Source organism: Klebsiella sp. LTGPAF-6F, assembly GCF_001753185.1.
Lineage (GTDB): Bacteria > Pseudomonadota > Gammaproteobacteria > Enterobacterales > Enterobacteriaceae > Klebsiella > Klebsiella michiganensis.
Window position 1 is genome coordinate 430889 of record NZ_CP017451.1, and the last position, 25978, is coordinate 456866.

Annotated in this window: 27 protein-coding genes, 7 pseudogenes and 1 riboswitch; of the genes and pseudogenes, 21 read left to right on the plus strand and 13 right to left on the minus strand. The window is 51.4% G+C overall.

Annotated features, from left to right (window positions below; genetic code table 11):
• The first annotated feature begins 10 nt into the window (after window positions 1-10).
• The 9 genes from arsD to arsH all read left to right on the plus strand — a co-directional run bounded on the left by arsD (window position 11) and on the right by arsH (window position 7648).
• Complete coding sequence (gene arsD, locus BJF97_RS31085) at window positions 11-376, plus strand: arsenite efflux transporter metallochaperone ArsD (RefSeq protein ID WP_032951256.1); 366 nt, start codon at window positions 11-13, stop codon at window positions 374-376.
• A complete protein-coding gene (gene arsA, locus BJF97_RS31090) occupies window positions 367-2166 on the plus strand; it encodes an arsenical pump-driving ATPase (protein WP_191225709.1) in 1800 nt (599 codons plus the stop codon). The genes arsD and arsA overlap by 10 nt, the downstream gene beginning before the upstream one ends.
• Before the next feature lie 40 nt (window positions 2167-2206).
• Window positions 2207-3496, plus strand: coding sequence for an arsenic transporter (locus BJF97_RS31095; protein WP_032951259.1), 1290 nt, complete (start codon window positions 2207-2209; stop codon window positions 3494-3496).
• A gap of 57 nt (window positions 3497-3553) precedes the next feature.
• Window positions 3554-3982 carry a glutaredoxin-dependent arsenate reductase gene (gene arsC, locus BJF97_RS31100; RefSeq protein WP_025714558.1) on the plus strand — a complete coding sequence of 143 codons (429 nt, stop codon included), beginning with the start codon at window positions 3554-3556 and terminating at the stop codon, window positions 3980-3982.
• Between the two features lie 72 nt (window positions 3983-4054).
• Complete coding sequence (locus BJF97_RS31105; RefSeq protein WP_032951261.1) at window positions 4055-4549, plus strand: arsenate reductase ArsC; 495 nt, start codon at window positions 4055-4057, stop codon at window positions 4547-4549.
• A gap of 153 nt (window positions 4550-4702) precedes the next feature.
• Window positions 4703-5200: a phosphatase domain-containing putative toxin gene (locus BJF97_RS31110; protein WP_025714560.1), complete on the plus strand. Its 498-nt coding sequence runs from the start codon at window positions 4703-4705 to the stop codon at window positions 5198-5200.
• Between the two features lie 277 nt (window positions 5201-5477).
• Window positions 5478-6491 carry a permease gene (locus BJF97_RS31115; protein WP_032951263.1) on the plus strand — a complete coding sequence of 338 codons (1014 nt, stop codon included), beginning with the start codon at window positions 5478-5480 and terminating at the stop codon, window positions 6489-6491.
• A gap of 102 nt (window positions 6492-6593) precedes the next feature.
• Window positions 6594-6917, plus strand: a complete 324-nt coding sequence (locus BJF97_RS31120) for an ArsR/SmtB family transcription factor (protein ID WP_032951265.1) — start codon at window positions 6594-6596, stop codon at window positions 6915-6917.
• An 8-nt stretch (window positions 6918-6925) separates the two neighbouring features.
• Window positions 6926-7648, plus strand: a complete 723-nt coding sequence (arsH, locus tag BJF97_RS31125) for an arsenical resistance protein ArsH (RefSeq protein WP_032951268.1) — start codon at window positions 6926-6928, stop codon at window positions 7646-7648.
• Between the two features lie 237 nt (window positions 7649-7885).
• Here the strand turns inward: arsH and crcB are convergent, their stop codons facing one another.
• The 7 genes and pseudogenes from crcB to BJF97_RS31160 all read right to left on the minus strand — a co-directional run bounded on the left by crcB (window position 7886) and on the right by BJF97_RS31160 (window position 13131).
• Window positions 7886-8239 (minus strand): fluoride efflux transporter CrcB, encoded by a 354-nt coding sequence (gene crcB, locus BJF97_RS31130; RefSeq protein WP_032951270.1) that lies wholly within the window; start codon window positions 8237-8239, stop codon window positions 7886-7888.
• A 104-nt stretch (window positions 8240-8343) separates the two neighbouring features.
• Window positions 8344-9633, minus strand: a complete 1290-nt coding sequence (eno, locus tag BJF97_RS31135; RefSeq protein ID WP_032951272.1) for a phosphopyruvate hydratase — start codon at window positions 9631-9633, stop codon at window positions 8344-8346.
• 16 nt (window positions 9634-9649) lie between these two features.
• Window positions 9650-10075, minus strand: a complete 426-nt coding sequence (locus BJF97_RS31140) for a universal stress protein (RefSeq protein WP_009652877.1) — start codon at window positions 10073-10075, stop codon at window positions 9650-9652.
• Window positions 10072-10980, minus strand: coding sequence for a DHHA2 domain-containing protein (locus BJF97_RS31145; RefSeq protein ID WP_032951275.1), 909 nt, complete (start codon window positions 10978-10980; stop codon window positions 10072-10074). Before BJF97_RS31145 ends, BJF97_RS31140 begins: the two co-directional genes overlap by 4 nt.
• A 77-nt stretch (window positions 10981-11057) precedes the next feature.
• Window positions 11058-11126: riboswitch (Fluoride riboswitch) on the minus strand.
• Window positions 11127-11272: 146 nt separating this feature from the next.
• Window positions 11273-11740: an NAD(P)/FAD-dependent oxidoreductase gene (locus BJF97_RS35325; protein ID WP_050593594.1), complete on the minus strand. Its 468-nt coding sequence runs from the start codon at window positions 11738-11740 to the stop codon at window positions 11273-11275.
• Between the two features lie 276 nt (window positions 11741-12016).
• Window positions 12017-12229 carry a hypothetical protein gene (locus BJF97_RS35330; protein ID WP_223195099.1) on the minus strand — a complete coding sequence of 71 codons (213 nt, stop codon included), beginning with the start codon at window positions 12227-12229 and terminating at the stop codon, window positions 12017-12019.
• A gap of 43 nt (window positions 12230-12272) precedes the next feature.
• Window positions 12273-13131: pseudogene (locus BJF97_RS31160) on the minus strand (MBL fold metallo-hydrolase).
• A gap of 154 nt (window positions 13132-13285) precedes the next feature.
• Between BJF97_RS31160 and BJF97_RS33660 the strand changes: the two are divergent.
• The 8 genes and pseudogenes from BJF97_RS33660 (at window position 13286) to BJF97_RS31195 (ending at window position 17719) form a co-directional block, all read left to right on the plus strand.
• Window positions 13286-13597, plus strand: a pseudogene (locus tag BJF97_RS33660) (metalloregulator ArsR/SmtB family transcription factor).
• Entirely contained in the window at window positions 13587-14015 is a 429-nt protein-coding gene (locus BJF97_RS31165; protein WP_032951277.1) for a YeeE/YedE family protein, read from the plus strand. The pseudogene BJF97_RS33660 and the gene BJF97_RS31165 overlap by 11 nt, the downstream one beginning before the upstream one ends.
• A gap of 40 nt (window positions 14016-14055) precedes the next feature.
• Window positions 14056-14487: a DUF6691 family protein gene (locus tag BJF97_RS31170; protein ID WP_032951278.1), complete on the plus strand. Its 432-nt coding sequence runs from the start codon at window positions 14056-14058 to the stop codon at window positions 14485-14487.
• A 36-nt stretch (window positions 14488-14523) separates the two neighbouring features.
• Window positions 14524-15321, plus strand: coding sequence for a sulfite exporter TauE/SafE family protein (locus BJF97_RS31175; RefSeq protein WP_009652868.1), 798 nt, complete (start codon window positions 14524-14526; stop codon window positions 15319-15321).
• Window positions 15322-15788: 467 nt separating this feature from the next.
• Window positions 15789-16109 (plus strand): DUF134 domain-containing protein, encoded by a 321-nt coding sequence (locus BJF97_RS31180; RefSeq protein ID WP_032951283.1) that lies wholly within the window; start codon window positions 15789-15791, stop codon window positions 16107-16109.
• Window positions 16084-16545 (plus strand): NifB/NifX family molybdenum-iron cluster-binding protein, encoded by a 462-nt coding sequence (locus tag BJF97_RS31185; protein ID WP_009652880.1) that lies wholly within the window; start codon window positions 16084-16086, stop codon window positions 16543-16545. Before BJF97_RS31180 ends, BJF97_RS31185 begins: the two co-directional genes overlap by 26 nt.
• 232 nt (window positions 16546-16777) lie before the next feature.
• On the plus strand, window positions 16778-17128 hold the full coding sequence (locus tag BJF97_RS31190) for a PaaI family thioesterase (protein WP_223195104.1): 351 nt from the start codon (window positions 16778-16780) through the stop codon (window positions 17126-17128).
• A gap of 114 nt (window positions 17129-17242) precedes the next feature.
• Window positions 17243-17719, plus strand: coding sequence for a Dps family protein (locus BJF97_RS31195; protein ID WP_009652867.1), 477 nt, complete (start codon window positions 17243-17245; stop codon window positions 17717-17719).
• A 301-nt stretch (window positions 17720-18020) separates the two neighbouring features.
• Here the strand turns inward: BJF97_RS31195 and BJF97_RS31200 are convergent, their stop codons facing one another.
• Entirely contained in the window at window positions 18021-18371 is a 351-nt protein-coding gene (locus tag BJF97_RS31200) for an ArsR/SmtB family transcription factor (protein WP_032951288.1), read from the minus strand.
• Window positions 18372-18531: 160 nt separating this feature from the next.
• Between BJF97_RS31200 and BJF97_RS31205 the strand changes: the two genes are divergently transcribed.
• From BJF97_RS31205 to BJF97_RS31225, 4 genes and pseudogenes are all read left to right on the plus strand, one after another.
• On the plus strand, window positions 18532-20190 hold the full coding sequence (locus BJF97_RS31205) for an FAD-dependent oxidoreductase (protein WP_009652879.1): 1659 nt from the start codon (window positions 18532-18534) through the stop codon (window positions 20188-20190).
• Window positions 20191-20284: 94 nt separating this feature from the next.
• Window positions 20285-20668: pseudogene (locus BJF97_RS31210) on the plus strand (IS6 family transposase); the annotation flags it as partial.
• Window positions 20669-20759: 91 nt separating this feature from the next.
• Window positions 20760-21703 (plus strand): annotated as a pseudogene (locus BJF97_RS33670) (integrase core domain-containing protein).
• A 13-nt stretch (window positions 21704-21716) separates the two neighbouring features.
• A pseudogene (locus BJF97_RS31225) lies at window positions 21717-22019 on the plus strand (DDE-type integrase/transposase/recombinase); the annotation flags it as partial.
• Between the two features lie 194 nt (window positions 22020-22213).
• On the opposite strand, the gene BJF97_RS31230 reads toward BJF97_RS31225, so the two are convergent.
• The 5 genes and pseudogenes from BJF97_RS31230 to BJF97_RS31245 form a co-directional block, all read right to left on the minus strand.
• Window positions 22214-22954 (minus strand): sulfite exporter TauE/SafE family protein, encoded by a 741-nt coding sequence (locus tag BJF97_RS31230; RefSeq protein WP_032951290.1) that lies wholly within the window; start codon window positions 22952-22954, stop codon window positions 22214-22216.
• Window positions 22955-22963: 9 nt separating this feature from the next.
• Window positions 22964-23587, minus strand: a complete 624-nt coding sequence (locus tag BJF97_RS31235) for an FmdE family protein (RefSeq protein ID WP_007372374.1) — start codon at window positions 23585-23587, stop codon at window positions 22964-22966.
• Between the two features lie 548 nt (window positions 23588-24135).
• Window positions 24136-24515, minus strand: a pseudogene (locus BJF97_RS33675) (transposase); the annotation flags it as partial.
• Window positions 24512-25452: pseudogene (locus BJF97_RS31240) on the minus strand (IS110 family transposase); the annotation flags it as partial. The pseudogenes BJF97_RS33675 and BJF97_RS31240, both read right to left, overlap by 4 nt.
• Window positions 25453-25589: 137 nt before the next feature.
• A complete protein-coding gene (locus BJF97_RS31245; protein ID WP_009651828.1) occupies window positions 25590-25961 on the minus strand; it encodes a winged helix-turn-helix domain-containing protein in 372 nt (123 codons plus the stop codon).
• Window positions 25962-25978: the final 17 nt, after the last annotated feature.

A 25978-nucleotide genomic window follows, 5' to 3' on the forward strand; every position in this document is an offset into this window, starting at 1 on the left:
AATAGAGATAATGAAAACACTGTCAGTATATGACCCGGCACTTTGCTGCAGTTCTGGTGTGTGCGGTACGGAAGTTGATCAGACTTTAGTGTCATTTTCCGCAGACGTGACATGGCTGAAACAGCAGGGTGTTTCGGTGGAACGCTTTAATCTGTCACAGCAACCGATGGCGTTTGCTGAGAATCCGACAGTTAAAGCCTTTCTTGAACGCTCCGGCGCTGAAAGCCTGCCATTGATTCTGCTGGATGGCGAGTTCGTCCTGTCCGGGCGCTATCCGACGCGCCAGGACCTGGTTCGCTGGTTTGGGATTGTTGAGGAGAAAGCTGGTAGAGCTCCGGTAAAAAGCTGCTGCGGCGGCAACACTTCATGTTGCTGAACTCAGCCGGACAGGAGCCCATCGTGAACTATCTGAACAGTATTCCGAAGTTTCTCTTTTTTACCGGGAAAGGCGGGGTCGGAAAAACCTCGCTTTCCTGCGCAACGGCTATTCGTCTTGCTGATGAGGGAAAACGTATCCTGCTGGTCAGTACCGATCCGGCGTCAAATGTGGGGCAGGTTTTCGGGCAGCAGATCGGTAATACCCTGACGGTCATCTCTGCCGTCCCTGGAATCACAGCGCTTGAGATCGATCCGCAGGCGGCTGCACAACAATATCGTTCCCGCATCGTTGATCCGGTTAGAGGCGTTCTTCCCGAAGAGGTGGTGCGCAGCATTGAAGAACAGTTATCCGGTGCCTGCACAACAGAAATTGCTGCCTTTGATGAGTTCACCGGCCTGCTGACCGATGACGCGTTACTGAATGATTTTGACCATGTGATTTTTGATACCGCCCCTACAGGACACACCATTCGCCTGCTCCAGCTGCCGGGAGCCTGGAGCAGTTTTATCGAGACAAATCCTGACGGTGCGTCCTGCCTTGGTCCGCTGGCCGGACTGGAAAAACAACGAGAACGCTACTCGCACGCCTTATCGGTACTGGCAGACGGGGAAAAGACACGGATAATTCTGGTCGCCCGCGCTCAGCAGTCAACGCTGGCTGAAGTCGCCCGCACGCATGATGAACTGCTGCATGTCGGTCTTAAGCACCAGTACCTGGTGATAAACGGGATGATGCCGGCCGGAGAAGCCTCACAGGACAATCTTGCCAGTGCGTTGTACCAGCGAGAACAACGTATTCTTTCCGGAATGCCGCCGGTACTTACCGCACTACCGACTGACAGGTTAAGCCTGCAGCAGGAAAATCTGGTTGGAGTGAAGGCACTTCGGCGTCTGCTGGACAAAGATAACATCCCATGTGTATCAGCTGATGCGATATCACGCTCTGAGGTCATCTCTGCACCGTCCCTTGAAACGCTGGTTGATGATATTGCCAGGGACGGACATGGTCTGGTGATGTTGATGGGCAAAGGGGGCGTGGGAAAGACCACTCTGGCCGCTGCTGTCGCCGTGGCGCTTGCAGACAAAGGGTTTGATGTTCACCTGACCACCTCCGATCCCGCAGCTCACCTTGAAAACACCCTGAACGGACAATGCCATAATCTCCAGGTCAGTCGTATCGATCCGCATACGGAGACAGAGCGCTACCGGGAACATGTTCTTGCCACGAAAGGAAATGCTCTGGACACACAGGGACGCGCGTTACTGGAAGAAGATTTACGCTCTCCCTGTACGGAAGAAATTGCCGTGTTCCAGGCGTTTTCCCGTGTGATCAGGGAAGCCGGGAAGCGTTTTGTGGTCATGGATACAGCCCCGACGGGCCATACCCTGTTGCTGCTTGATGCGACGGGTGCCTACCATCGTGAAGTGGCCAAACGGATGGGAGATAAGGGACATTATCTGACACCAATGATGCAGTTGCAGGATCCTGAGCGGACCAAAATTATGCTCGTTACCCTGCCTGAAACTACCCCAGTTCTGGAAGCTGCCGGTTTACAGGAGGATTTGCGCCGGGCCGGGATTGAACCCTGGGCATGGCTCATCAATAACAGTCTGGTCGCAACAGAGACAACTTCACCGCTGTTATTGACGAGGGCCGCACACGAAGCTACTCAAATCAATAAGGTCAGGACCGAGCTGGCCTCTCGTATGGCGCTGATCCCTCTGCAACAGGAAGCGCCGACGGGTATTGAGCAACTGCAACGTCTGATCCGTCAGGCGGAAAAATAATAAAGAAGGGCGGGTATCGTTCTGCCCGACAGGAGGTTTTATGTGGCTGGCTGCAGCTATTTTTATTCTGACCATTGTACTGGTCATCTGGCAACCCCGCGGACTGGGAATTGGCTGGAGTGCGATGCTCGGCGCCGCACTTGCACTGATTTCAGGCGTGGTTCACGTCGGTGATATTCCGACCGTCTGGCATATCGTCTGGAATGCGACGGCAACATTCATTGCGGTCATTATCATCAGTCTGTTACTCGACGAATCGGGTTTCTTTGAATGGGCTGCTCTGCACGTCGCACGCTGGGGAAACGGGCGCGGACGCTGGTTGTTTACCTGGATTATTTTACTGGGTGCTGCGGTAGCGGCCCTGTTTGCCAACGACGGAGCGGCGCTGATCCTGACACCTATCGTAATTGCCATGCTACTCGCTCTGGGATTCAGTAAAGGCACAACGCTGGCGTTCGTCATGGCAGCAGGGTTTATCGCGGACTCAGCCAGCCTGCCGCTCATCGTTTCGAACCTGGTAAACATCGTCTCGGCAGATTTCTTTAAACTCGGGTTCAATGAATACGCGTCAGTTATGGTGCCGGTTGATATCGCTGCCATCATTGCCACACTGGTGATGCTGCATCTGTATTTCCGCAAGGATATTCCTGCAACCTATGAAATCTCCCGTCTGAAAGCACCTGAAGAAGCTATCCGCGATCTGAACACCTTCCGGACAGGCTGGGGCGTACTGGCTCTATTGCTGATCGGGTTCTTTGGTCTTGAACCTCTGGGGATCCCCGTCAGCGCAGTTGCTGCTGCCGGGGCACTTATTCTGTTTCTTGTCGCCAAAAAAGGACATGCGATTAATACCGGAAAGGTGCTTCGCGGAGCCCCCTGGCAGATTGTGATTTTCTCCCTGGGTATGTACCTGGTGGTCTACGGGCTGCGTAATGCCGGACTGACTGACTACCTGTCAGCCGTACTTAATCAGTTTGCCAGCCAGGGGCTGTGGATGGCCACGCTGGGCACGGGCTTCCTGACCGCCTTCCTCTCCTCGATCATGAATAACATGCCAACCGTCCTGGTGGGAGCACTGTCTATTGATGGCAGCACGGCGACCGGGGTGATTAAAGAGGCCATGATTTACGCCAATGTTATTGGCAGCGATCTGGGACCCAAAATCACCCCTATCGGCAGTCTGGCCACCCTGCTGTGGCTACATGTACTGGCGCAGAAAGATATCCGGATCTCCTGGGGATATTACTTCCGGGTCGGCATTGTAATGACCCTGCCCGTGCTGTTTGTGACGCTTGTTGCCCTGGTATTACGTTTATCCGTTTCGTTGTGATTAACCTGGCTCCGGTCGTCACGGACCTGTGCCCGTCAAACCTGAAGAGAGTGATTTATGAGCGCAATTACGATTTATCATAACCCGGCCTGCGGTACGTCCCGTAATACCCTCGAGCTGATCCGCAACAGTGGTGTGGAACCCACGGTCATTTTATACCTTGAGACACCGCCAGCGCGTGCTGAGCTGGTCAGGCTCATCGCTGATATGGGGATCAGCGTGCGTGCCCTGCTGCGAAAAAATGTGGAGCCTTATGAGCAACTGGGCCTGGCAGAGGATAAATGGAGTGACGATGAGCTGATTGATTTTATGCTGCAGCATCCCATCCTGATCAATCGTCCTGTTGTGGTCACACCTGTGGGTACCCGGCTGTGCCGTCCGTCTGAAGTGGTGCTGGATATTCTGCCGGATGCACAAAAGGGAGCGTTCAGCAAAGAGGACGGCGAACAGGTGATTGATGCCCAGGGGCAGCGTGTCGCGAAGTAATCCCAGCGGTCGGGCTGTCAGCACCTGAGCGGCCCGATCATACCTTTCCGGCCTGACATAAGGTAAGCCGCGATGATGAGTAAAACATACAATGTCCTGTTCCTGTGTTCCGGGAATTCGGCACGAAGCCTGTTTGCTGAAGTGCTGATGAACCAGCTCGGCGGGGGAAAATTCCGGGCATTCAGCGCCGGTACTCAACCGGCAAGTTCACCTCACCCGCTGACGCTCAGGGTGCTTAACGATCAGGGATTCAGTACTGAATTCCTGAAAAGCAAACATCTGCAAAACTTTCAGCATCCGGATGCTCCGCAAATGGATTTCATTTTTACGCTGTGTGACAAGATGGCGGGAGAAGGATGTCCGGTGTTCCCGGGCGGCCCCATAACAGCTCACTGGGGGTTCCGGGATCCAGCTTCAGCAGAGGGTACCGATAAGGAGAAGTACCACGCCTTTGTGGAGGTTGAAAAACAGATAGCCACGCGCATCCGGCTGTTTCTGAGCCTTCCCCTGGATAAAATCGACCGGATTTCATTACAGCATCAGCTGCAGGCAATGGGACATACCTGATCTGACGAACAATAAACCGTAACCGATCGGTCTCCCTTCCTTACAAACCCTGACTGCGCCCTGAAAACGTTATCCCGGCTGATACAAACAGCACGGATAAGGTAACGGCATAACGTCGAAGATTAATAAACCATTAGCATGGAGCCTTTATTGATGTTTCACCCGTTTGATATTCTCACCCTGGACAATGGCGCCAGGCTGATATTTACCCCCTGTCCGGGAACCAGAGGGGTGCCACTTGCTAATTCATTGAAATCATTAAAAGAAGCCGGGGCACAGGCTGTTATCACCATGATGACGCTGGCTGAACTCAGTGAAAATGAGGCTGATGCCCTCCCGTCACTGTGCGCTGACTTTTATATGGACTGGTTTCACCTCCCCGTAGAAGACAGCTGTGCACCTGAAGCCCCATTTGAACAGGCATTTGCCCGGGAAAAAACGAATCTGCTGGCGATCGTCAGGTCTGGCGGAACGATGGTTATCCATTGTCATGGAGGTTCTGGCCGGACAGGGATGATGGCCGCTATCCTGATGCTCGAGTCAGGGTATCTGCCTGCTCAGGTGAAAAAACAGGTCCAGCTAATCAGGCCAAAATCACTGACTTCTCCGGTGCAGGTCAGTTATCTTAACAGGCGATACGGCTACCAGTAACAACGGCATAATGGTCAGACTGCCCTGCCAGTCGAAACGTATCCATCAGGGGCAAACCTGTCCCCTGATGGTCCGGGGGCGTGATATGTGTCTTTCAAATGCCCGGCAAGCCGGACACTGCACTTTGTTCCGGCGTCAAGATCACAGGCGATATACCAGTGACCCCTCTCTTTTCCTGCTTTACATTTCTATGTTTCCAGAAATATGATTTACAGTAATGGTTGTTTGTATTACCCTTGCTTAATATTCGATACATCCGGAAATACAGGAGGGTTATATGTCCGCAGAACTGCAGGATGTCGCCGGCATGTTTGCCTTACTCGCCGTCGAACTGTCGGCTTTATTTTTACTCATCAGTTTACTCGTTGGTGTACTGCAAAGGCATGTTCCGCCGGCACGTATCGAGGCATTACTCAGTGCTGGCCGCTTCAGAAGCTATTTTCTGGCGGCGGGCCTGGGGGCTATCACGCCGTTTTGCAGTTGCTCAACCATTCCTGTGCTGAAGGGACTCATCCGCGCGCGCGCCGGATTTGGCCCTATGATGGTCTTTCTCTTTGCATCTCCTCTACTGAACCCGGTCATTATTGCCCTGATGGCCGCGACATTTGGGTTAAGCCTGACGCTGATTTATGCCGGCGCCGCGCTTCTGGTATCACTAATTGCGGGATGGTTACTGCAGATTCTGGGTTTTGATAAATACATACGCAGCGGGGTACATGAGGGGAGGGCTTCCAGCCAGACAATTAAACGCGGCAGTACTGTGAGCAGTAAAAGTCCCTGCTGTGGCGAACACCTGTCCGGAAACCACTCCCGTCAGGCTGACATGACGAGAGCTGTACCGGAAAATTGTTGTAAACCGCAATCTGACGTTAATGCCTTACCCCGCCGTTACAGAGGCTTATGGCGTGATACCTGGGCTGACTTCAGAGGTGTTTTCCCCTACCTGATCGCCGGGATAGCTATCGGAAGTATAATTTATGGTTACCTGCCCACGACGTTACTTGAACAGTATGCCGGACCGGCAAATCCTTTTGCCATTCCTGCTGCGGCGATTATTGGTGTGCCCCTTTATATCCGGGCTGAAGCGGTTATTCCTCTGGCGGCTGCATTACTGGCCAAAGGGGTGGGGGCCGGAACGGTTCTGGCCCTTATCATCGGCAGTGCAGGTGCCAGCCTGACGGAACTGATCCTGTTGCGCGCCCTTTTCAGGTTCAGGCTGCTGGCAGCATTCGTGCTGGTCATTATTTCGATGGCGATAATGGCTGGCTACACAGCTTATCTCTTTTTCTGAACAGCCCGTAAATGCGCCCCTGGACATTACTGCTGTCAGATTTACAGGATTGCTATATTTTAAAATTCCATTATTCTGGAAATACAGATTTAAGGAGGTGTTATGGATATTGTTAAGGCGGCAGATGCACTGAAGGAGCTGGGTCATCCGACCCGGCTCGGCATCTTCAAGGAACTGGTTAAATTTGGATATACAGGCTTGCCTGTCGGGGAGTTACAAAAGCGTCTCGATATCCCGGCGTCGACGCTAAGCCATCACCTGTCTGCCCTGTTGTCTGTGGGGCTTATACGCCAGGAAAGGCAGGGGCGCACTCTGTACTGCCAGCCACAGTATGAACAACTGAGCCAGATTGTCGGATTTTTGCTGGATGAGTGTTGCATGGGCAGCGCAGCCAGTGTTTCAACAGTTACATCAACCCGTGAGTAAAGTCTGCAATGAACAAATTGAATGACAGCCTGCCAAATATCATCCCTCACATTTTCAGCGTGCCGGATTTCACTGATAACCCTGTATCTGAAACCCCAGTGCATGCACCGCGTATTTTGATGCTGTATGGATCTGTACGTGAACGTTCTTACAGCCGCCTGGCGACGGAGGAAGGCGCACGCCTGCTCACCGCCATGGGGGCTGAAGTCCGTATTTTTAATCCGTCAGGGCTTCCCCTGCCAGATGATGCTCCGGATACCCACCCGAAAGTTGCCGAGCTCCGTGAACTGGTGCGATGGTCGGAAGGGATGGTGTGGTGTTCCCCTGAACGTCATGGGGCAATGACCGGGATTATGAAAGCACAGATAGACTGGATCCCACTGAGCGAAGGAGCTGTACGCCCTTCCCAGGGGAAAACGCTGGCGGTGATGCAGGTCAGCGGTGGCTCCCAGTCTTTTAATGCGGTAAACCAGATGCGTATTCTTGGCCGCTGGATGCGAATGATCACCATCCCGAATCAGTCATCAGTCGCCAAAGCCTGGCAGGAATTTGATGAAGAAGGCAGGATGAAGCCCTCAGCCTATTACGACAGGATCGTGGATGTGATGGAAGAGCTGATGAAGTTTACGTTGCTTACCCGGGGAAGAACGGCCTGCCTGGTTGACCGCTACAGTGAACGTAAGGAAAGTGCAGAGGCACTTTCTGCGAGAGTTAATCAGCGCAGTATATAGTATGTCAGGGTACCTGCGGTGTCAGCGTTAGGGGCTCACAGAGGAGGGGTTCCGTAAACCCACCTCTGTTTGAGTAGCTGAATGTCTGCCCAGGTAAATGTCGCGGACTGTAATTGTCTTTAGCCGGATTACCGGCATTGCCTCCAAAGCCCTTCACCGGCACAGTTGTTCTCAGGGTACACCATTAATTATGTGCTTGATTATGCCTGGAGGTTAGTTTTGCCTGGTACCTGAGAATCATATAAGACACGCTATCAGATAAAAACCCGCCGCGGTCATCAGCAGCGATCCCATCACGTGCACCAGTACGGAGGTGAAAGCCCACGTGTAATTTCCTGCCTGCAATAAGGTGAAAACCTCGACAGAAAATGTTGAAAAGGTAGTCAGCCCCCCACACAGACCGGTGACGATCAGCAGTTTCCAGGCCGGATCTACGTGAGGATGACGAATGAAATATGCCATTGCGCCACCAATGATAAATGCTCCCAGCAAATTCACTACCAGGGTTCCGGGTGGAAGAGACGGGAAGAAACTGTTGAATTTCATCCCAAAAAACCAGCGGATAATACATCCCACGGCCCCACCAATCATAATTGCTGCCAGCTGACTCAATGCTGCGTACCCCACCTAAGAAGAATTAAGGCGTATACCGGACTCATCCGGTATACGCTGCTCTGATGTCCGTGATATGCCCGTCAGAGATGACGAACAAAGGCGTTTATACCTGCATACCGGGCTTCGTTGCCCAGCTCCTGCTCGATGCGCATAAGCTGATTGTATTTTTCAATTCGTTCTCCGCGGCAGGGTGCGCCGGTTTTAAGGTGTCCCGCACGCAGCGCCACCGTCATATCGGCGATAAACGTGTCCATGGTTTCACCGCTGCGGTGCGAAATAAAAGCCCCCCATCCGTTTTCATGACACAGTGAAACTGCGTCAAATGTCTCGCTGAGCGTGCCTATCTGATTAAGTTTAATGAGGGCTGCGCTGGCAAGGTTTTCCTCAATGCCACGGCGGATATACTTCACATTGGTCACGAACAGGTCATCACCGACCAGTTCAGCACGCCCGCCCAGTTTGTCGTGCAGATATTTCCAGCCAGTCCAGTCATCCTCTGCGAGTCCGTCTTCAAGCAGAATTACGGGGAACTGGTTCATCAGTTCCCCGTAATAATCCGTCATCTCTTCAGCACTCAGGGCGCTGTTTTCGGTGCGAAGATGATATTTCCCGTCACGATAAAATTCGCTGGAAGCCGGGTCCATACAGATACTGATGTCTTCCCCCGGACGGTAACCGGCTTTTTCAATGGCCTGAACGATGAATTCCAGAGGCTCTCTGTTTGATGAGACGGCAGGGGCAAATCCGCCTTCATCACCCACCGCAGCAGAGAGATCCCTTGACACAAGGATCTGACGCAGGGCCTGATAGACTTCACTGCCCTGACGAACCGCCTCAGTGAGCGTTGATGCACCGTGCGGTGCTATCATGAACTCCTGAAAGTCAGCGCCCTGACCCCGGGCATGAACGCCACCATTAATAATATTCATGCACGGAACGGGCAGAAGACCGGCATTAAGCCCCCCAAGATAGCGGTACAGTGGCTGACGGGTGACCTGTGCAGCCAGTCTCGCTACTGCCAGCGATACACCCAGAATGGCATTGGCGCCGAGCCGGCTTTTGTTCTCCGTGCCGTCAAGCTCCCGCATAATATTATCCAGCCGCCGCTGCTCCCGCACATCGGCTCCCCTGATGGCATCACAGATTTCAGTATTGACGGCCTTAACAGCATCAAGCACCCCTTTGCCACCAAAACGCCCCGGGTCACCATCGCGGCGCTCAGTTGCCTCCCGCGAACCGGTACTGGCCCCGGAGGGCACTGATGCACGAGCCATCAGCCCGTCAGAAGTCCAGGCATCCACCTCTACAGTGGGGTTACCGCGGGAATCAAGTATTTCGCGAGCGGTGACTTTTTCCAGTATAAAATTCATGGCAATCTCCTGTAACTCAGTCGTAAATGTGTTTAATCAGAACATCCACGTTCAGGTGGTTAACGTATTCAGCTGAACGTGAGGTCAGCGTGCCCATAAACCGGTTACGGTGACCTGCAATCACAAGATCCGCACCGGTATCGGTGATGCATTTCTGTATATCCTCGAAACGCCGCATGGTGACCAGCTCACGGGCGTCAACGTGCTCATCCACCGAGGATGTCAGCTCACTGAGCAGCGCCTTCGCCTGGACAACATCCCTGGAGACGGCATCGTCCATCAGGCTGTCCGAGACATAGTTCATCTCCCGGTAGTCGTTACAGATATGGGCAAGCGTGATTTTCATCTCAAGCAGACGGGACAGAGCCGCCGCCAGTGCGAGAAGGGGAACGCCATCCTCTTTCCCCTGAACCAGAACAAGTGCGTGAGTATAGATTTTCATAGCTGTCTCCGGCCTTGCCTGAGGAAATGTTCGAGCCAGGGCAGAAGTTGTTTCTTGCGGCTGACCATGCCCGGTAAGGAGCATGATGTGGCATTACCGCTCTCCGGTCCGGCGAAATAGAGTGTTGAAAAACACTTATTGATATCGGTTACCATCAGCACGATCAGCCCGGCTCCCGTATTTACCACCATCTGCGCCATCGTATTCCGCAGTTCCTCCAGTAAAGGAGCGACCTGATCAGGTGAGCTCACCTCCAGTTGGGCAATACGCACATCTGTGCCTGCGAGCGAAAAAGTCTTAAGATCTTTATTCAGAATCTGACCGGCCGTCTGTCCGGTGATATCGGTTTTAGCGGCCATAAGGCCGTGAACAAAAGCTTTGTGTTTTATTCCCGACAGCACGAAAAGCTCAGCGGCTGTCCGGATATCGTCTTCCGTCGTGGTGGGTGAATGCAGGTTTACCGTGTCGCTGAGCAGCGCACCAAGAAGCAGGATGCCGAGAGTCGGGGGCATGGTGCGGCGCATTTCTGCATCCATCAGCAACCAGAGTACTGTTGCGCTGCTACCTGCCGGTTTTATCCAGACCTCCAGCGGCAGTAAGGTGGCCAGACCTCCCAGCCGGTGATGATCGATAATTCCGATGATATTACTCTCAGGAAGGTCAGCAGGCCCCTGCGCCGGTTCGGTAAAATCGACCAGCCATACCCGTTCCCTTTTCAGGGGGAAATCGAGAAGGGGGGGCAGGGGGATACCGGCTGTTTCAAAAATATAGCGGGTTTCCGGGTTCGCTTCACCGTTCCTCCACGCACGGGAAGGACGGCCCTGTCGGGAAAGCCAGTCAGCTGTGACAGCGGCGGTACAGATGGCATCACTGTCAGGATTGAGATGACCAAAAACATTAATCAAAGATGTATCCCCGTTAAGGGAAGTATACAGGCCAGAAGGATTTATGAACGGCCTGACATACCTCCTGAAATTCAAGAGTCATATCAGGCGTCATCAGCCCCGGACGGGGCGGTTGGGAAAGGTGGAACGCCATCACCTTGACAATAGTATAAGTCAGAAAAAAGAACCTGTCAGCCAGCTTTTTTCCTTACAGCGAGCCGCTAATGAAACGTAAAATGTAAGGCATTAAAATGATTTTATGCACTGTGAAGCCCTTGACTCAGGTAACCCTAGGCTCTGAACTAACTGTTAATCATGGGCTCCGTTTGGGAAAGTGAAAATATTGTACGTAAGGCGGTTTTTTATATTGCAGTGGCCCGATCAAAGACCGACCGGACCGAGTGCTAACTGTCTCCGAAGATAATTTTTTCGAGATTCTGTAAGTCCTGCTGTGATTGCTCATTGAGATGGACCTCTGCCTTGTCGTACCGGGCACCAACCAGGCACTTCTGGCTAATTGCGTATCTGGTTTTACACCAATAGCCAGCAACACCATCCCCGTCGCCAACACCTCGCCCGTATTCAAACTGAGCTGTAAAAGCTGGGTATCACCCACCTGCGTAATCGCTCCCATACCCGATTGCAAACGCAAATTGACGCCCTTCTGCCGGAGCTCCTGGTGTAATACGGCAATCATCTCGGCATCAAGTGGGGTCATCACTTTGGCACCCAACACCAACAATGTCACCCTGAGCCCCAGATTGACCAGTGCCTCCACCATTTTCAACCCGATACCCCCAGACGACCGTGGCATGTGTTAGCCGATGTTAGTGGATATGCGCCAGAATGTTATTCATATCCGGCAGCATACGCAGAGTAAAGACACCAGGGAAGTCAACGCCCTCCAGGGGAGGACGAATTGCGTTTCGCTGAGCAGGAGTTTTTCATAGCTCTCGTGGCAAACCTCCCCCGTCTGCTCATTCCTGATGTGGACCACTTTCTTGTTAGCCTCGATCTGCAACACCTGATGCTCAATACGGACATCAATGTTGAAACGTTAAATAAAATCCTGCGGTGCTTTCAAAAGCAATTGCTGGCGTTCGGGGATCTCGCCTCCGATGTGATAAGGCAGACCACAGATGGCCAAAGATACATAGGCACCACGCTCTAACAGAATAATCTCGAGCGTTTCCGATAAACGCCGGGCCCTCACTGTAGCCGAAGCTCCCCCAGCCACACCACCGACAATCACTAACATGATTTTACTCATGATCAACACCATTCCATTTCAGCCAACTATAACCCCTGCTTGGTTACAGATGATTTAAAGAGATTTTTAAATAACAGACGCCATTATCTTCCGCTGACGGGAATTCACCGGCCCGGATATTGATCTGAATCGACGGTAACAGAAGTGCCGGGTGGCCAGAGTTTTATCCCGCGCCTGCCGAAGCGCCACAAAGGCGGCCAGATCGTTCCCATCATGGAAATGAATATTGGTCGCCCGCTGTTCGGCTACGCTGCTCTGCCATTGGGGCTCCCTGTCTGCAGGGGATAGTCATGGCACACATATAAACGGGTCTGTGCCGGAAAACTGAGGATCTTACGGATGGAATGATAAAGCTGCTGCGCATCCCCACCCGGGAAATCACAACGCGCGGTGCCCACATCAGGCATAAAAAGGGTATCGCCAAGGAAAATCGCATCAGCAATCTGGAAAGCCATATCTGCTGGCGTATGGCCAGGAACCTGCAACGCCTGCACTGTCAAGCCCCCCAGTTAAAAGGTTTCACCGTCAGTCAGCAGATGGTCAAACTGTGATCCATCCAGTGCAAAGGTGTGCTCAAGGTTAAAAATGGGCTTGAATATCCGCTGAACTTCGACAACTTTTTCGCTGATGGCGATGTTGCCGCCGCCCCTCTCGCGCAAATAATGGGCTGCCGAAAGATGATCGGCATGGGCGTGAGTTTCCAGTAACCAATTGACGGTCAGTTGCTGCTTTTTCACGAAATCTATCAGCCGATCGGCGGAGGTTGTCTGAGTCCGGCCGGATTTCGGATCATAGTCCAGAACCGGATCAATAATGGCCGCAATCCCCCCAGTTCTATCGGCCAGCACGTAGCTGACAGTACTGGTAGCCGGATCGTAAAAACCCTCGATAAGTGGTGTCATGGTGAACTCCTAATCTGGACGTTGCATGATGTATCTTCACACAGGCTCGCTTTGATTATATAATATTATATTATATAAGAATTAAAAGTGTTATCGCGAACGTGGATCAGAACAAAGAGAACTCATGAGTAACGTGTTTATTGGCCATAAAAAAATGCGTGATACCGCCAGTGCAGCCACCGCCGTATTGCGTGCTTTGGCAAATGATGACCGGCTACTGCTGCTGTGCCACCTCAGTCAGAGACAAGCTTCTGTGGGGCACATATAAAGTGCTATGGGGATTGGGCAACTGGCATTGTGACAGACGTTGGAAGTCATTCGACGCCTGCAACTCGTGGCAACGCGCCGTGAGGGAAAACAGTTTTTTTACCGAATTGATGAGCCGAATATGTTGATATTACTCATTACCCTCTATCAACTTTACTGTCAGGAAGATGACACAGAAGGTGTTAACCATGACCATTAATCTGGTGCAATTCACTCCGTTACTGAGTTTCTTAGGGGGGGTATTGATCGGCTGTGCGGCCTGGATATTGCTCCTGTTCTGCGGACGTATTGCAGGGATCAGTGGCATAATCGGGGGTGCGCTCTCAGCGGCTACCCGAGATCGTGGCTGGCGTCTGGCTTTTCTGATCGGCATTATCGTCTCGCCTCTTTTATATGGCCTCGTTCATCCGCTTCCTGTGATCGAGGTTTCTGCCTCCTGGCCTGTCCTGATGATCGCCGGGTTGCTGGTTGGGATCGGAACCCGCTACGGTTCGGGGTGTACCAGCGGCCATGGGGTTTGCGGTCTGTCGCGTTTATCCTCCCGTTCTCTGGTAGCTACGTTGACGTTTATGGGGGTTGCTTTTATCACCGTCTGGCTGATGGGATTGTGGATTTAGTCAAGCTTGCTCGCACAGTAAATCGCTCAAGGGGACATATATGAATCTGTTTTTTTCTCTGTTGGCAGGTGCGATATTCGGCGTTGGATTAATACTCAGCGGCATGGCAAACCCTGCAAAAGTGATTGGTTTTCTGGATATTACCCGCATCTGGGATCCTTCTCTGGCTTTTGTAATGGGTGGAGCCATCAGCGTGGGTTTCTTCGCTTTCCGGTCAGTGAAACGACGCACCCACTCGGTGTGCGGTGGCGCGATAAATCTGCCGACCAGCAAACAGATTGACAAGCGTTTGATTGGAGGGGCTATTCTGTTTGGCATTGGTTGGGGACTGGCGGGCATTTGCCCTGGTCCTGGACTGGTATTACTTGGTGCAGGGATGATCAAAGGTATGGGTTTTGTTGGTGCAATGGTCGCTGGCATGCTGCTTTTTGAACAGCTTGAACGTAAACGAGCGAAGCGTCATGCATCGTAATTCTGCCCCGAACGTTGTCAGCCATCAGTAACGCCTATGGTCATTTCGTTACTGTCAGGTCTGCTCGTGGGAGCAGTGCTCGGCATCACAGGAGCGGGTGGTGGCATTTTTGCCATTCCCACCCTGGTGATGGGCATGGGATGGGCACCACAACAGGCTGCTCCGGTGGCCCTGGTCGCCGTCGCCGGGAGTGCGGCTCTTGGAACCTTTGAGGCCTGGCGCAAGGGCCTGGTGCGCTATCGTGCCGCTATTGTGATAATACTGGCGGGCGTGCCCATGACGAGCGTTGGGTTATGGGTTGCCCACCGAACTTCCCCTGCGTTGCTGAGCCTGCTGTTTGCGGGGGTAATGCTAATCGTCGCGTGGCGATTGGTTCGGGCCCCCGAGATAGTTGCCAGGCATACTTATCCCGTCGAACTGGATGAACACACCGGACGATTTATCTGGGCTGTAAACACATGGTTGCTGTTTCTCATGTTCGGAGCTGTTACCGGTTTTATGACCGGGCTATTAGCCGTGGGTGGAGGATTTATTATCGTCCCGTTATTGCGGCAATTTACCCCCCTTCCTATTCACAGTTGCATCGCAACCTCGCTGATGATTGTCGCATTGGTAAGTATAGGCGGGATTGCAGTGGCAGTGATACAGGGTGCCACTCTGCCCTTGCCTTTTACTCTCTGGTTTGTGCTTAGTGCTGCGACAGGGATGTCGATTGGCCGAAGGCTAAGCCAGCATTTACCTGAACATATTGTGCAGAAGGGGTTTTCCGGACTACTGATCGTCGTTGCCCTGGGGATGGTATTTAATGCCGTTATGATGAAGTTTAGTGGCTAAGATCAATATGATTGCCGACAGAGATATAAAAGCTCAAGGATAATGAATTCCTTGCTTTATTGTTTCGAACTTATCTGTCGCCTGCAATACCACGGGATTGCTATAACCAGCGACGAACCCGTTGCGTATAGCGTTTCCATTCCAACCCGAAACGTTTTCGAAGCTGTTCCTCTTCAATATCGATATGCAATCTGGCAACTACATTGCAAGTTCAAACCTCATCGAGATAGGTTTTATTAATTAATAGCAGAATGAATCGTCACGGACAATCTTGACACTTCCGAGCCAACTATAAAGGTATAAGGCAGAATCGCCTACCGGTTCAGAGTCATTCCATAGTTCCCTTTGGTATGCTGCACACTCCCAGACTCAAGAGGCAAAGCAAAAAATTCTCCACCGGTGAGCAGAGTATATTGCATATGCCAGTTTACGAGTGTATATATAGCATATACCAATAAGGAGCCTTCATGCCAAGACCCAGAATTCCCCGTAACATCTGTGGCCGCCCTGCGGATACCTGTTTTAAGCCCAATGCGCGACCGATGAGCCAGCTTGAACATGTTCATTTAAAAGAAGATGAGTTTGAAGCGTTACGACTGGTCGATTTACTGGGCATGCAACAGCAGGAAGCGGCTGTTGCAATGAGGGTTTCAAGACAGACACTGGCCAATGTCCTGAAAGCGGCCCGTTTTAAGGTTGTGGACTGTCTCACTCAGGGCAAGGCCTTAATAATGCACTCTGAAAGGGAAGGAGTTACACAAGATGATCACAGCCATTCCAGTGAATGACGACCGGGTAGCAAATCATTTTACCAAAGCGAGTCACCTTGTCCTAGTGGATGAGCGCGGTGTGGAGCTCAGCCGGACAGAAAATCCCGCGCTGGGCGCAGATTGTTCAGGTAAACGGAAGCTGGTTGACCTTCTGGTTCAACAGCAGGTCAGCCGCGTTGTGGTCCGTAACATCGGGGAACGGATGCTGGGTAAATTATTGGGGCATCAGATCGCGGTGTACCAGACTGACTGTGGCCGTCGTTTGTTCACTGAACTGTGTGATCCGGATACCCGTGTTCTGACTGAACTGAATAAGCCGGAGCAGGGGCGCCAGTCCTTTAATCATGAGGCGAAAGGGAAAAAATGCTGTAACTCTGACGGGAACACAGCAGAAAATGCGTGCCAGGGTGGGCGTCAGCATCATCACGGAAACGGGCGCTGTTGCCATTCATGAGTTTATTTCATCACGGGCGGTGATTTTTATCAGACCCGTACTGTGTATAAACCAGGAGCCGGAATGAATGATGCCGGGAAAGACACTCAGCTGACTGAATTCCTGATGCCTCCCGTCAGTACAACCGGACGCTGAACAGAAACAGATGAATTGTTATCTTGATGCCAGAAATGCCCATAACTGTTGTATGGTTTGTGGTTCCCTCGACAACAACCCTGATACGGTGAACTTAATGTTTTCAGAATACCCGGATGGATCTGTATGTGCTGACTACACGGCCGATCACAGACATCAGGGGTATACGGGTCTTTTACATGGCGGAATGACGAGTACCTTGCTGGATGCCGCAATGACTCACTGCTTGTTTATGCAGGGAGTGCAGGCCCTGACGGCTGAACTGACTGTCAGATTCATTTCACCCGTTTGTACCGGTGACAAGCTGATGGTCTGTGCCAGACTGCTTGGGCAACGCAGGGGGGTTTACCAGCTCGAAGCATGGCTGGCAAAGGGACAGCAGAAAGTGGCTCGTGCCACGGCGAAATTCATTGTCCCGTCGCAGGATATTGCTCTGGCGCATGGCTAGTGTGGCAGACGCCAGGTGTAACTGGTTATTATAAAAATATGAAGCGTGTTTTGCTCAGACCGGAAAGAATAATGGCATATCGTATATCCCACTTAAACAGTGTAAGAGGTAGTTATGAGTAAACAAATAATTGATATTGGTATTCCTGAATCATCCCGGGTGGAGATTGCAGACGGTCTGTCCCGGCTTCTTGCTGACACCTATACCCTGTATATAAAAACACATTACTATCACTGGAATGTAACTGGCCCCATGTTTAACAGCTTACATTTAATGTTTGAAAATCAATACAATGAGCTGGCCACTGCTGTTGATGATATCGCTGAACGTATACGCTCGCTCGGATGCTTCGCGCCCGGCACATATCATGAATTTTCACGTTTAACAGCGGTTAATGAAGACAAGGATATTCCGGCAGCAAAAAACATGATTGAGAATCTTGTCCAGGGCCAGGAGACTGTGGTTAAAACTGCGCGCTCCCTGTTCCCTGTTGTTAATAATGCGAATGATGAAGCCACAGCAGATCTGCTTACACAACGTATCCAGTTACATGAGAAAACTGCCTGGATGTTGCGCAGCCTGCTTGAATAATGTAAACCGGTGGCAGCAGAAAAAACGGTTTGTCAGCCACAGGCCATTGCTGTCAGTGCAGTACCATCCGTGCTGCCGTGGCTGTTTTTTCTGACCGTAATAGTATAAAAACCGATAAATCAATAAGTTAAACAGTGAACGCGTGAGCGATAAATACAGTCCGGACAGGCATTACCGATGGGTATATCCGGACCACTGTCGCTTTCCCGTTATAATATCGCAGATACCGGCCAGGCTCTTCACAACCTGACAGGGTTAATGCTGCAATGATAAAACGGTTTGCGTGGAAAGCAGGATCACATTATTCGTTGTTATGGCTTCCTTTACCTGTGCCTGCCTGCGGGCAGTAGAGATCATACAAGGTATTTAACAACGTCATGATACGGTTATCCTCAATACGGTAATATACCATTTTACCTGCCCGTCGGGTCTCGACAAGCTTCAGGCGGCGCATTACACCCAGTTGCTGAGACAGGGTCGGCTGAGTGATACCGACTGCAGCTTCCAGCTCGGCCACATTCGCTTCCCCATGGCTTAACTGGCACATCAACAGCAACCGGTCGCTGTTAGCCAGTCCCCGTAAGACATCTGCTGCCCCCAGGGCTGCATTTTTCATATCGGTCTGACGTTTTGTGTCTTCATTCATGGGCATTGCTGGTTTCTCACATTCTGTATTTTTATATAATGTTATTTAGTATACTGATGGTGCCATAATTTTGCCACCGTGTTCGCCAGGTCTGCAGCGTCCAGCTGGCCTGGGTAACTAATTATATCTGGCAGACATTTTGCCCCGAGTGAACAGAGAGGATGTAATGAAAATAGTGATTGTTGGTGGTGTTGCCGGCGGTGCGTCCGCTGCAGCCAGAGCTCGCCGGTTGTCAGAAGATGTCAGTATTGTTGTGTTTGAACGGGGAAGCGATGTCTCTTTCGCCAACTGTGGATTGCCTTATCATATAGGCGGAAAAATTCCGTTACGGCAGTCACTTATTCTTAAGACTCCGGAGGATTTTAAATCCCGCTTTAACATAGACGTCCGTACCTGCCATGAAGTGACGTCAGTGGATCCGGTTAATAAAACAGTGACAGTTAAAAATTTGACCTCAGGTGAGATCCATACCGAAGTATGGGATCGTCTACTCCTCAGTACCGGAGCCGCGCCGGTTGTCCCTCCTTTGCCCGGGCTACAGCAAGAGGGCGTCTTTACGCTCCGAAATCTTACTGACATGGATGCTATCCTGGCGTGGATTGAGCAACATAACGTCGCTCACACCACGCTTGTCGGGGGGGGATTCATCGGACTTGAAGTGATGGAGGCTCTGAGCGAACGGGGGATCCGTGTTACCCTGCTGGAGATGGAGGAACAGGTTATGGCTCCGGTTGATCCTGAAATGGCATCAGCCCTGCATCAGGAAATCCGGAATCATGGCGTGGATCTGCGTCTCAGAACGGCACTCACCGAGGTGCTGCGGACAGAAACGGGATTCCGCGTTGCACTGTCTGACGGTGGCTTTGTGCAGACCGACATGGTTATTCTCGCCATCGGGGTAAAACCTGAGAACAGCCTTGCCACAGTAGCCGGGCTCGAAGTGGGTAAACGGGGAGGTATAAGCGTCAATGCCTGTATGCAGACCAGTATTCCTGACATCTACGCCGTGGGGGATGCAGTTGAAACACCTGACCTTGTCTTTCAGGAACCCGCTAATATTCCTCTGGCTGGGCCCGCCAACCGCCAGGGACGCATTGCTGCTGATAACATGCTTGATCACCACAGCCTTTACCATGGCAGTCAGGGGACATCCATTTGTAAGGTATTTTCGCTGAGTATTGGCAGCGTCGGTGCGAATGAAAAGCAACTGAAAGCCCATGGTACCCGATACGAGAAGGTTTACGTCCATGCTGCTGATCATGCCGGTTACTACCCTGGGGCTACGATGATCAGTCTGAAACTGCTGTTCAGCCCCGATACCGGTAAAATTCTGGGGGCCCAGGCGTCAGGGAAAAAAGGGGTTGATAAACGCATCGATGTTCTGTCTGTCGCGCAGCGCGCGGGACTTACCGTCAACGATCTCGAGCATCTTGAGCTGACTTATGCCCCGCCTTTTAACAGTGCAAGGGACGTTGTTAACCAGGCCGGTATGGTGGCGGCAAATGTCATCAGGGGAGATACGGCCATATGTCATGTCAGCGATGTTTTGCAACGGGAACCGGGCAGTTATTGTTTAGTTGATATTCGTTCTCCTGAAGAACTGAAACAATTTGGCGAATATCCTGATGCGCTATCCATCCCTCTGGATTCTCTGCGGGAGAATCTTGAAAAATTGCCTGTAGATAAAGAGATTTTTATCGGTTGTCAGAGTGGTCTGCGCGGGCATGTGGCATACCGTATTCTGCAGGCTCACGGCTTCCGGACATATAATCTGAGTGGTGGCTTTATAACCTGGCAGGCGGTTATGGAGTCGATGAATCAATAAGAGATGAGGTGCCATACACATGGCACCTCATCTGGTTCTGACGCATTAAGACGTCGCCGGGTAACATACTGTTTTTTTATAATGTTACCTGCCCATGCTTCTGATACGAAAAGCTTTTAAGCGCCTGCACTATCCCATTGATGTTATTGCTCAATGTGTTCGCTGGTATCTGACTTACGCCCTCAGCCTGCGCAATCTCGAAGATATGATGACGGAGCACGTCGTTATCGTTGACCATTCCACTCTTCATCGCTGGGTTATGCGCCTGGCACCGTCGTTCCGCCAGTATAAGCGTAATGTAGGTCGGCGGTGGCGGATGGACGAAACTTACATTAAAATCAAAGGCCAGTGGAAATATCTGTACCGGGAGGTTGATACCGCGGGGCAGACCGTCGACTTCCTGTTGACCGCCAGACGCGACGCTGCGGCTGCCTTACGCTTCTTTCGCAAGGCCATTCGCCACCACGGTGAGCCTGAGTAGACTGGCTCCATGAATCTCCAGACAGTTGGTATCACTTAAATTAGTGATAGTCTTAATACTAGTTTTTAGACTAGTCGTTGGAGTCCGGATGATTGATGTTTTAGGTCCGGAGAAGCGCAGACGGCGCAGCCTTCAGGAAAAAATCGCCATTGTTCAGCAGAGCTTTGAACCCGGTATGACCGTGTTGCTGGTTGCCCGTCAGCATAGTGTTGCTGCCAGTCAGCTGTTCCTGTGGCGTAAGCAGTACCAGGAAGGTAGTCTCACCGCCGTTGCTGTGGGTGAACAGGTTATACCCGCGTCGGAACAGGCATCTGCGATGAAGCAAATTAAAGAGCTACAGCGCCAGCTGGGCAAGAAAACCATGGAAAACGAGCTGCTGAAAGAAGCCGTTGAATATGGCCGACAAAAAAGTGGATAGCGCACGTGCCCTTGCTGCCGGAGGATGGCGAATAAGCCTTGTCAGCTGTTGGCTACGGGTCTCACGTGCGCAACTGCATGCTATGGCTCGTCGGTCGAAGAACTGGCAGGAGCGTCGACGCAAGCGCAAGCCTGATGATATTGAAGCTCTGGATCGTATCCATACCGTTATCGGCGATCTGCCTACGTATGGTTAGCGTCGGGTGTGGGCACTGCTGCGCAGACAATCAGAAACGGACGACATGGCGGTGATCAATGCCAAACGCGTATACTGAATCATGCGTAAGAATGCGCTGTTTGCTTGAGCGTAAACCGGCAATACCGCCCTTGAAGCCGGCGCATACAGGGAAGGTAGGACTGGAGCCTAAACATACGGCGGTACGTAGCCCGGAAAGCAACGGGATGGCAGAGAGCTTCGTGAAAACGATGAAGCGGGATTACATCAGCATCATACCGAAGCCGGACGGGTTAACAGCGGTAAAGAACTTTGCAGAGGCCTTCGAACATTACAACGAATGGCATCCGCATAGTGCACTGGGGTATCGTTCGCCACGGGAATATCTACGGCGGCGAACCAGTAATGGGTTAAGCGATAAAAAGTGTCTGGAAATATAGGGACTAATCTACTGAGGTTGTAACCATCGATAAAAGCGGTGCCAACATGGCGGCGCTGGCCACACTCAACGCCAGTAAACCTGAAGAAGAAACCATCACCATCAGGCAGAGTAAATACCTGAACAACCTGATTGAGCAGGACCATCGGAATATCAAACGCCGAATACGACAGATACTGGGGTTCAAATCATTTCGGCGAGCGCAGACGATAATGGAGGGCATTGAGTTAGTGCATATGATACGTAAAGGGCAATATCAGCATCCCGCTGAAGAGCCTTTATCACCGGCGGAACAATTTTACCTGTTGGTTGCCTAAAATATAGACAGCGCAATAATTACTGACTTGTCTACGCTAATGCGACAGAACCCAACGAGCTGGATTGCCAATCGGCGAAGACCTCTACGGCAGAAAATCCGAGCGTAACAACGAGCGGCCAATACAGCTTCGCTCCGGTTGAGTTGCCATGAATATGGCCATCGTGTGCTTACATGATTTTGATTCCGTTTATTTTACAAAAGCCCCCAGATGATCTTGACGGCGGTCCCTAACAGGACGAATCCAATGATGTATTTAAGCTGTTGCCCTTTGAGTTTTTCGCTCATTAACCACGCGCCAAATGCAGCCCCTCCCGCCGATGCGATACCGGTGGCACCGACCAGCGAATAATCCATTCCCGAAAGCGTTGCGTGGGCAAAGAAACCGGTCAGAGAAGCAAACACGACCACGAAAGAAGCGGTTGCTGACGCCCGTTTGGGTTCCAGCCCGGCCCCCACGAGTGCCGGGACGATGATGCTGCCACCTCCAACCCCTAACAGGCCACCGACAAAACCCGCAACACCGCCAAGGGACAAACTACTCAACATCTGGCTTCGCGCACTACGCTGAATTCCAGAAGATTTTGGCGCGTACAACAACATCATGAGGCTGGCAAAAATAAGAAAACCGGAGAACAGCCACAGTAGAAAATGGCGGTCTAACCTTTGGCTGACATGAACCCCGATTGGCGACAAAACCACGGCCACAATCAAAATGGGGAGTGCCAACCGCCATTCGACCAAACGCTTGCGAATGAATGTCGTTGTCGACACGCTCGTCGATATGGCATTCAGAAGCAAGGCGGTGGCCATCGCTGCATGAATTTCGACCCCTAGTGCCAAGAAGATCGGAACCAGAATAAAAGCGGCTCCGACTCCGGCCATGGCCATGATAGCGGTTAGAAAAAACGTTGCAACGGCAGCGATGGCAAGCATTTCAATTCCTTAGCAAAATGAGGATACAGTATGTCCAGCCAGTTTTTCCTGGCAAGGAATGCAAAGCCGTCCCGCTTCCGTGTCGATCAGTTTATCGACAAAGACACGTTCCCCACATTTGGCGCATAGTTCCGTGTCAAAGCAGCTTTTACCGCGTGGAAGTTCAAACGGCTTCTTTAGCCCGATATCGAGAAACATTTCTTCCGGCATCGATATGACCTTGTTAACCAGGGGGTCAGTGACTTCGGCGGGAATATCCTGTGGCGCTATGCCTTGTTTGCGTTGGGCAACAAAAGGCGAGTTGAGCATGTTGCCGAAAAACTCGTCCTTTAGCCGTACACGTACTGAGCGCCCGGTCTTCACGTCTATCAGAGTGAAAGCCATCTTGTTGTAATAGCGCTTCTCGATGTTCGACTTGCCGTAGGTGCATCCCGTAGCCGACATTACGCCATCCAGAAAGCATCCCGCAGCATGGCCTTTCCCTGTTTCTGCTATGACATGCAGCTCCTTGTCTTCTGCCCGTTCCACACCGAGCGCTCTCATCGCTGCTTGCGCAGCACGGTAGCCTAAAGGCATTGCTGGACACTTATGGCCGTGAAAGACCATCGCCGCTTCGAATTCATCGTGTGTCATTACTCTATCTCCTTCGTGAGTCGCGTAGCTTCCTGATGAAGCCACTATCTTGAAGACGAATGAACTCGCAAAAGGATGCAGAAATTTTCTTCGAGATTGATTTCAGTAATCCTCACGCCGAGGTGCGTGGTAACAAGCCCGACCACTGTAGTCAAAGTGCACTTGGCAATTACGTATCAACACCTCGCGCAACCGCTGACGAATTCTCCGTAACCTAGACTTCACGACGGAAAGACTTAACTCATGAGTATCGGCAAATTCTTGCTTACAAATGCTGTGCTGGGGGCAGTTTGGATATCGAATCTATGGTCACTCCCGTTTTTGCAACACTGATTTTCGACGATATCATTGGCTTGCTTAAATCTATCCAGCGTCAGAATCGCGCCACGATGAGTTCTGCGCCTGATGAACCTCAGAAAAATCATACGGCTTCAGATGAGCCATTCCGATATACAGGTTCTTCAACAGGCCGGTCGGCCGTTTGTATCATCAATGATCAGCATTCGCAAACCAGATAGGTGATTGTTTAAAAATTTATTGTTAGAGACTTACGACGCGAACGTCTGTTGTCGCGTCGTAAGCACCCAGGCTATCCTGGCCAGCTTGTTTGCGAGTGCGCAGGTCACAACAAAGTTGCTTTTTCTGCACATTAATTCCCTGGCCCAGTTTGCCTTTCTGGTGTTCTAGTTTTTGTTTTTTGTATGAACACTCTGGGGCACTGGACCAGTAATATTCGGATCTTTTTGTTGCCTCGTTTGCTGATCCCCAACAGAGTTGTTCGACCACCGGTGCTGTACTCACGTGGAAGCAGCCCCGTTGCCGCTGCGAAGTCACGACTACTGGCGTAGTGTTTCCCATCGCCAAGCTCAGTGGAAATAGTACTGACCGTGAGCGTTCCCACACAGGGAATGGTCAATAGACGTTGGCCACAACAGCCTGCCAGTACCTTCTGCGCTCAACCAACATACAAACCCAACGGCTGAATGAGTCATTCCTTTTCTCAGCGCCAATAAGCACTGAAAGATCCCCCTGTACCAAGAGCGTTCGCAGATACGAATAACCGGCTTTTGTGATCCTGCCGAGCTTCGGCTTTCCGCCGCTGCTGTATTGTGATTGCGTCAGTCCCAGCCAGGCGGCCAGTTGACGTCCATTTTTAAAATCATGTGCATTACCGATACTGGCGACCAGCGCACAGGCAGTTGTGGGGCCAACGCCCTTTAGCTCCATCAGCCGCTGACTGCGATGATCTGTTTTGGCCATGCGGGACAAAATTCGGTCATATTCAGTGATGTTAGCTTCAATGTGTTCCAGCAAATCATCAACACATTGCTGAACCTGAAGCGGTAAAGAGCTCTTCTGCACAGAAACTATGTGGCGCAGGGCATCAGTATTTTGTGGCGCGATGACACCGAATTCAGATATCAATCCTCGCAGACGATTATACGTTGCTGTTTTCTCTTCTATGAAACCCTGACGGGTGCGGTGTAAGCATTGCATTGCATCGCCTGCTGGCTTTCGTCCTTCACGGGTACAAATCGCATATGTGGGCGACGAACCGCTTCACAGATAGCCTGAGCATCAGCTGCATCATTCTTCCCTGATTTGCCGGCCATGCGGTAAGTAGACACAAATTTAGCGGCCATCAGACGTGGCTCATGACCATACTGCCGAAATAACCTTGCCAAGTAGTGAGCCCCAGAGCATGCTTCCATCCCGATAACACAGGGAGGCAAACCTGCAATGGACTCAGGAAGAGCAGCACGCGAAACTTTAGGTTTAACCAGAACAGTTCTGCCATTCTGATCAACACCGTGAACAGCAAACACATTTTTAGCAAGATCGATACCGACAGTCGTGATAGTCATAACGAATTACTCCGGGACGATGTGTACCCCATGATTGCACAAGAGTTAATCAGGCGCATAATCAGGGAAAGTCCCTTCCATTCGTTAAGATGATTTTTTGTACGGTTATGGCCCGATCAAAGACCGAGCCGAATGGGTTAACTCTCACCGAAGATAATTTTCTCGAGATCCTGCAAGTCCTGCTGTGATTGCTCGTTAAGGTTGGCCTCTGTTTTGTCGTACCAGCTAAGTAACTTCTGGCCAAGTGGTGTCAAAACCGAGCCTCCACCTTTGCTGCCGCCTGTTGACGTGATGACCACGGGCTTACCTATCCCTTTGTTTAACGTATCAATCAGGAGCCACGCCCTTTTATAGGGTATACCCAAATCTTTTGCGGCGGCTGACAGGGAATGAAACCCATCTATAGCGCGCAATAGATCGATTTTACCCGGCCCCAGCGAGATGTTGTCATTAATGTAAATTCGGGGTCTGACCAAAATAAAATCAGATATAAGCGCTTTTTTATTCATCCTGATACCTTTCTCGA

What these genes read in the sequence shown, in the direction of transcription:
- BJF97_RS31165 (WP_032951277.1), top strand. Translation starts at nt 13,587, where the DNA reads ATGACCATTAATCTGGTGCAATTCACTCCGTTACTGAGTTTCTTAGGG.
- arsH (WP_032951268.1), top strand. Translation starts at nt 6,926, where the DNA reads ATGAACAAATTGAATGACAGCCTGCCAAATATCATCCCTCACATTTTC.
- BJF97_RS31185 (WP_009652880.1), top strand. Translation starts at nt 16,084, where the DNA reads ATGATCACAGCCATTCCAGTGAATGACGACCGGGTAGCAAATCATTTT.
- BJF97_RS31180 (WP_032951283.1), top strand. Translation starts at nt 15,789, where the DNA reads ATGCCAAGACCCAGAATTCCCCGTAACATCTGTGGCCGCCCTGCGGAT.
- BJF97_RS31190 (WP_223195104.1), top strand. Translation starts at nt 16,778, where the DNA reads ATGTTTTCAGAATACCCGGATGGATCTGTATGTGCTGACTACACGGCC.
- BJF97_RS35325 (WP_050593594.1), bottom strand. Translation starts at nt 11,740, where the DNA reads ATGGTGGAGGCACTGGTCAATCTGGGGCTCAGGGTGACATTGTTGGTG.
- BJF97_RS31110 (WP_025714560.1), top strand. Translation starts at nt 4,703, where the DNA reads ATGTTTCACCCGTTTGATATTCTCACCCTGGACAATGGCGCCAGGCTG.
- BJF97_RS31115 (WP_032951263.1), top strand. Translation starts at nt 5,478, where the DNA reads ATGTCCGCAGAACTGCAGGATGTCGCCGGCATGTTTGCCTTACTCGCC.
- BJF97_RS31230 (WP_032951290.1), bottom strand. Translation starts at nt 22,954, where the DNA reads ATGCTTGCCATCGCTGCCGTTGCAACGTTTTTTCTAACCGCTATCATG.
- BJF97_RS31245 (WP_009651828.1), bottom strand. Translation starts at nt 25,961, where the DNA reads ATGAATAAAAAAGCGCTTATATCTGATTTTATTTTGGTCAGACCCCGA.
- BJF97_RS31105 (WP_032951261.1), top strand. Translation starts at nt 4,055, where the DNA reads ATGATGAGTAAAACATACAATGTCCTGTTCCTGTGTTCCGGGAATTCG.
- BJF97_RS31205 (WP_009652879.1), top strand. Translation starts at nt 18,532, where the DNA reads ATGAAAATAGTGATTGTTGGTGGTGTTGCCGGCGGTGCGTCCGCTGCA.
- BJF97_RS31140 (WP_009652877.1), bottom strand. Translation starts at nt 10,075, where the DNA reads ATGAAAATCTATACTCACGCACTTGTTCTGGTTCAGGGGAAAGAGGAT.
- BJF97_RS35330 (WP_223195099.1), bottom strand. Translation starts at nt 12,229, where the DNA reads ATGAGTAAAATCATGTTAGTGATTGTCGGTGGTGTGGCTGGGGGAGCT.
- BJF97_RS31195 (WP_009652867.1), top strand. Translation starts at nt 17,243, where the DNA reads ATGAGTAAACAAATAATTGATATTGGTATTCCTGAATCATCCCGGGTG.
- crcB (WP_032951270.1), bottom strand. Translation starts at nt 8,239, where the DNA reads ATGATTGGTGGGGCCGTGGGATGTATTATCCGCTGGTTTTTTGGGATG.
- BJF97_RS31120 (WP_032951265.1), top strand. Translation starts at nt 6,594, where the DNA reads ATGGATATTGTTAAGGCGGCAGATGCACTGAAGGAGCTGGGTCATCCG.
- BJF97_RS31175 (WP_009652868.1), top strand. Translation starts at nt 14,524, where the DNA reads ATGGTCATTTCGTTACTGTCAGGTCTGCTCGTGGGAGCAGTGCTCGGC.
- BJF97_RS31170 (WP_032951278.1), top strand. Translation starts at nt 14,056, where the DNA reads ATGAATCTGTTTTTTTCTCTGTTGGCAGGTGCGATATTCGGCGTTGGA.
- arsD (WP_032951256.1), top strand. Translation starts at nt 11, where the DNA reads ATGAAAACACTGTCAGTATATGACCCGGCACTTTGCTGCAGTTCTGGT.
- BJF97_RS31235 (WP_007372374.1), bottom strand. Translation starts at nt 23,587, where the DNA reads ATGACACACGATGAATTCGAAGCGGCGATGGTCTTTCACGGCCATAAG.
- BJF97_RS31095 (WP_032951259.1), top strand. Translation starts at nt 2,207, where the DNA reads ATGTGGCTGGCTGCAGCTATTTTTATTCTGACCATTGTACTGGTCATC.
- eno (WP_032951272.1), bottom strand. Translation starts at nt 9,633, where the DNA reads ATGAATTTTATACTGGAAAAAGTCACCGCTCGCGAAATACTTGATTCC.
- arsC (WP_025714558.1), top strand. Translation starts at nt 3,554, where the DNA reads ATGAGCGCAATTACGATTTATCATAACCCGGCCTGCGGTACGTCCCGT.
- arsA (WP_191225709.1), top strand. Translation starts at nt 367, where the DNA reads ATGTTGCTGAACTCAGCCGGACAGGAGCCCATCGTGAACTATCTGAAC.
- BJF97_RS31200 (WP_032951288.1), bottom strand. Translation starts at nt 18,371, where the DNA reads ATGCCCATGAATGAAGACACAAAACGTCAGACCGATATGAAAAATGCA.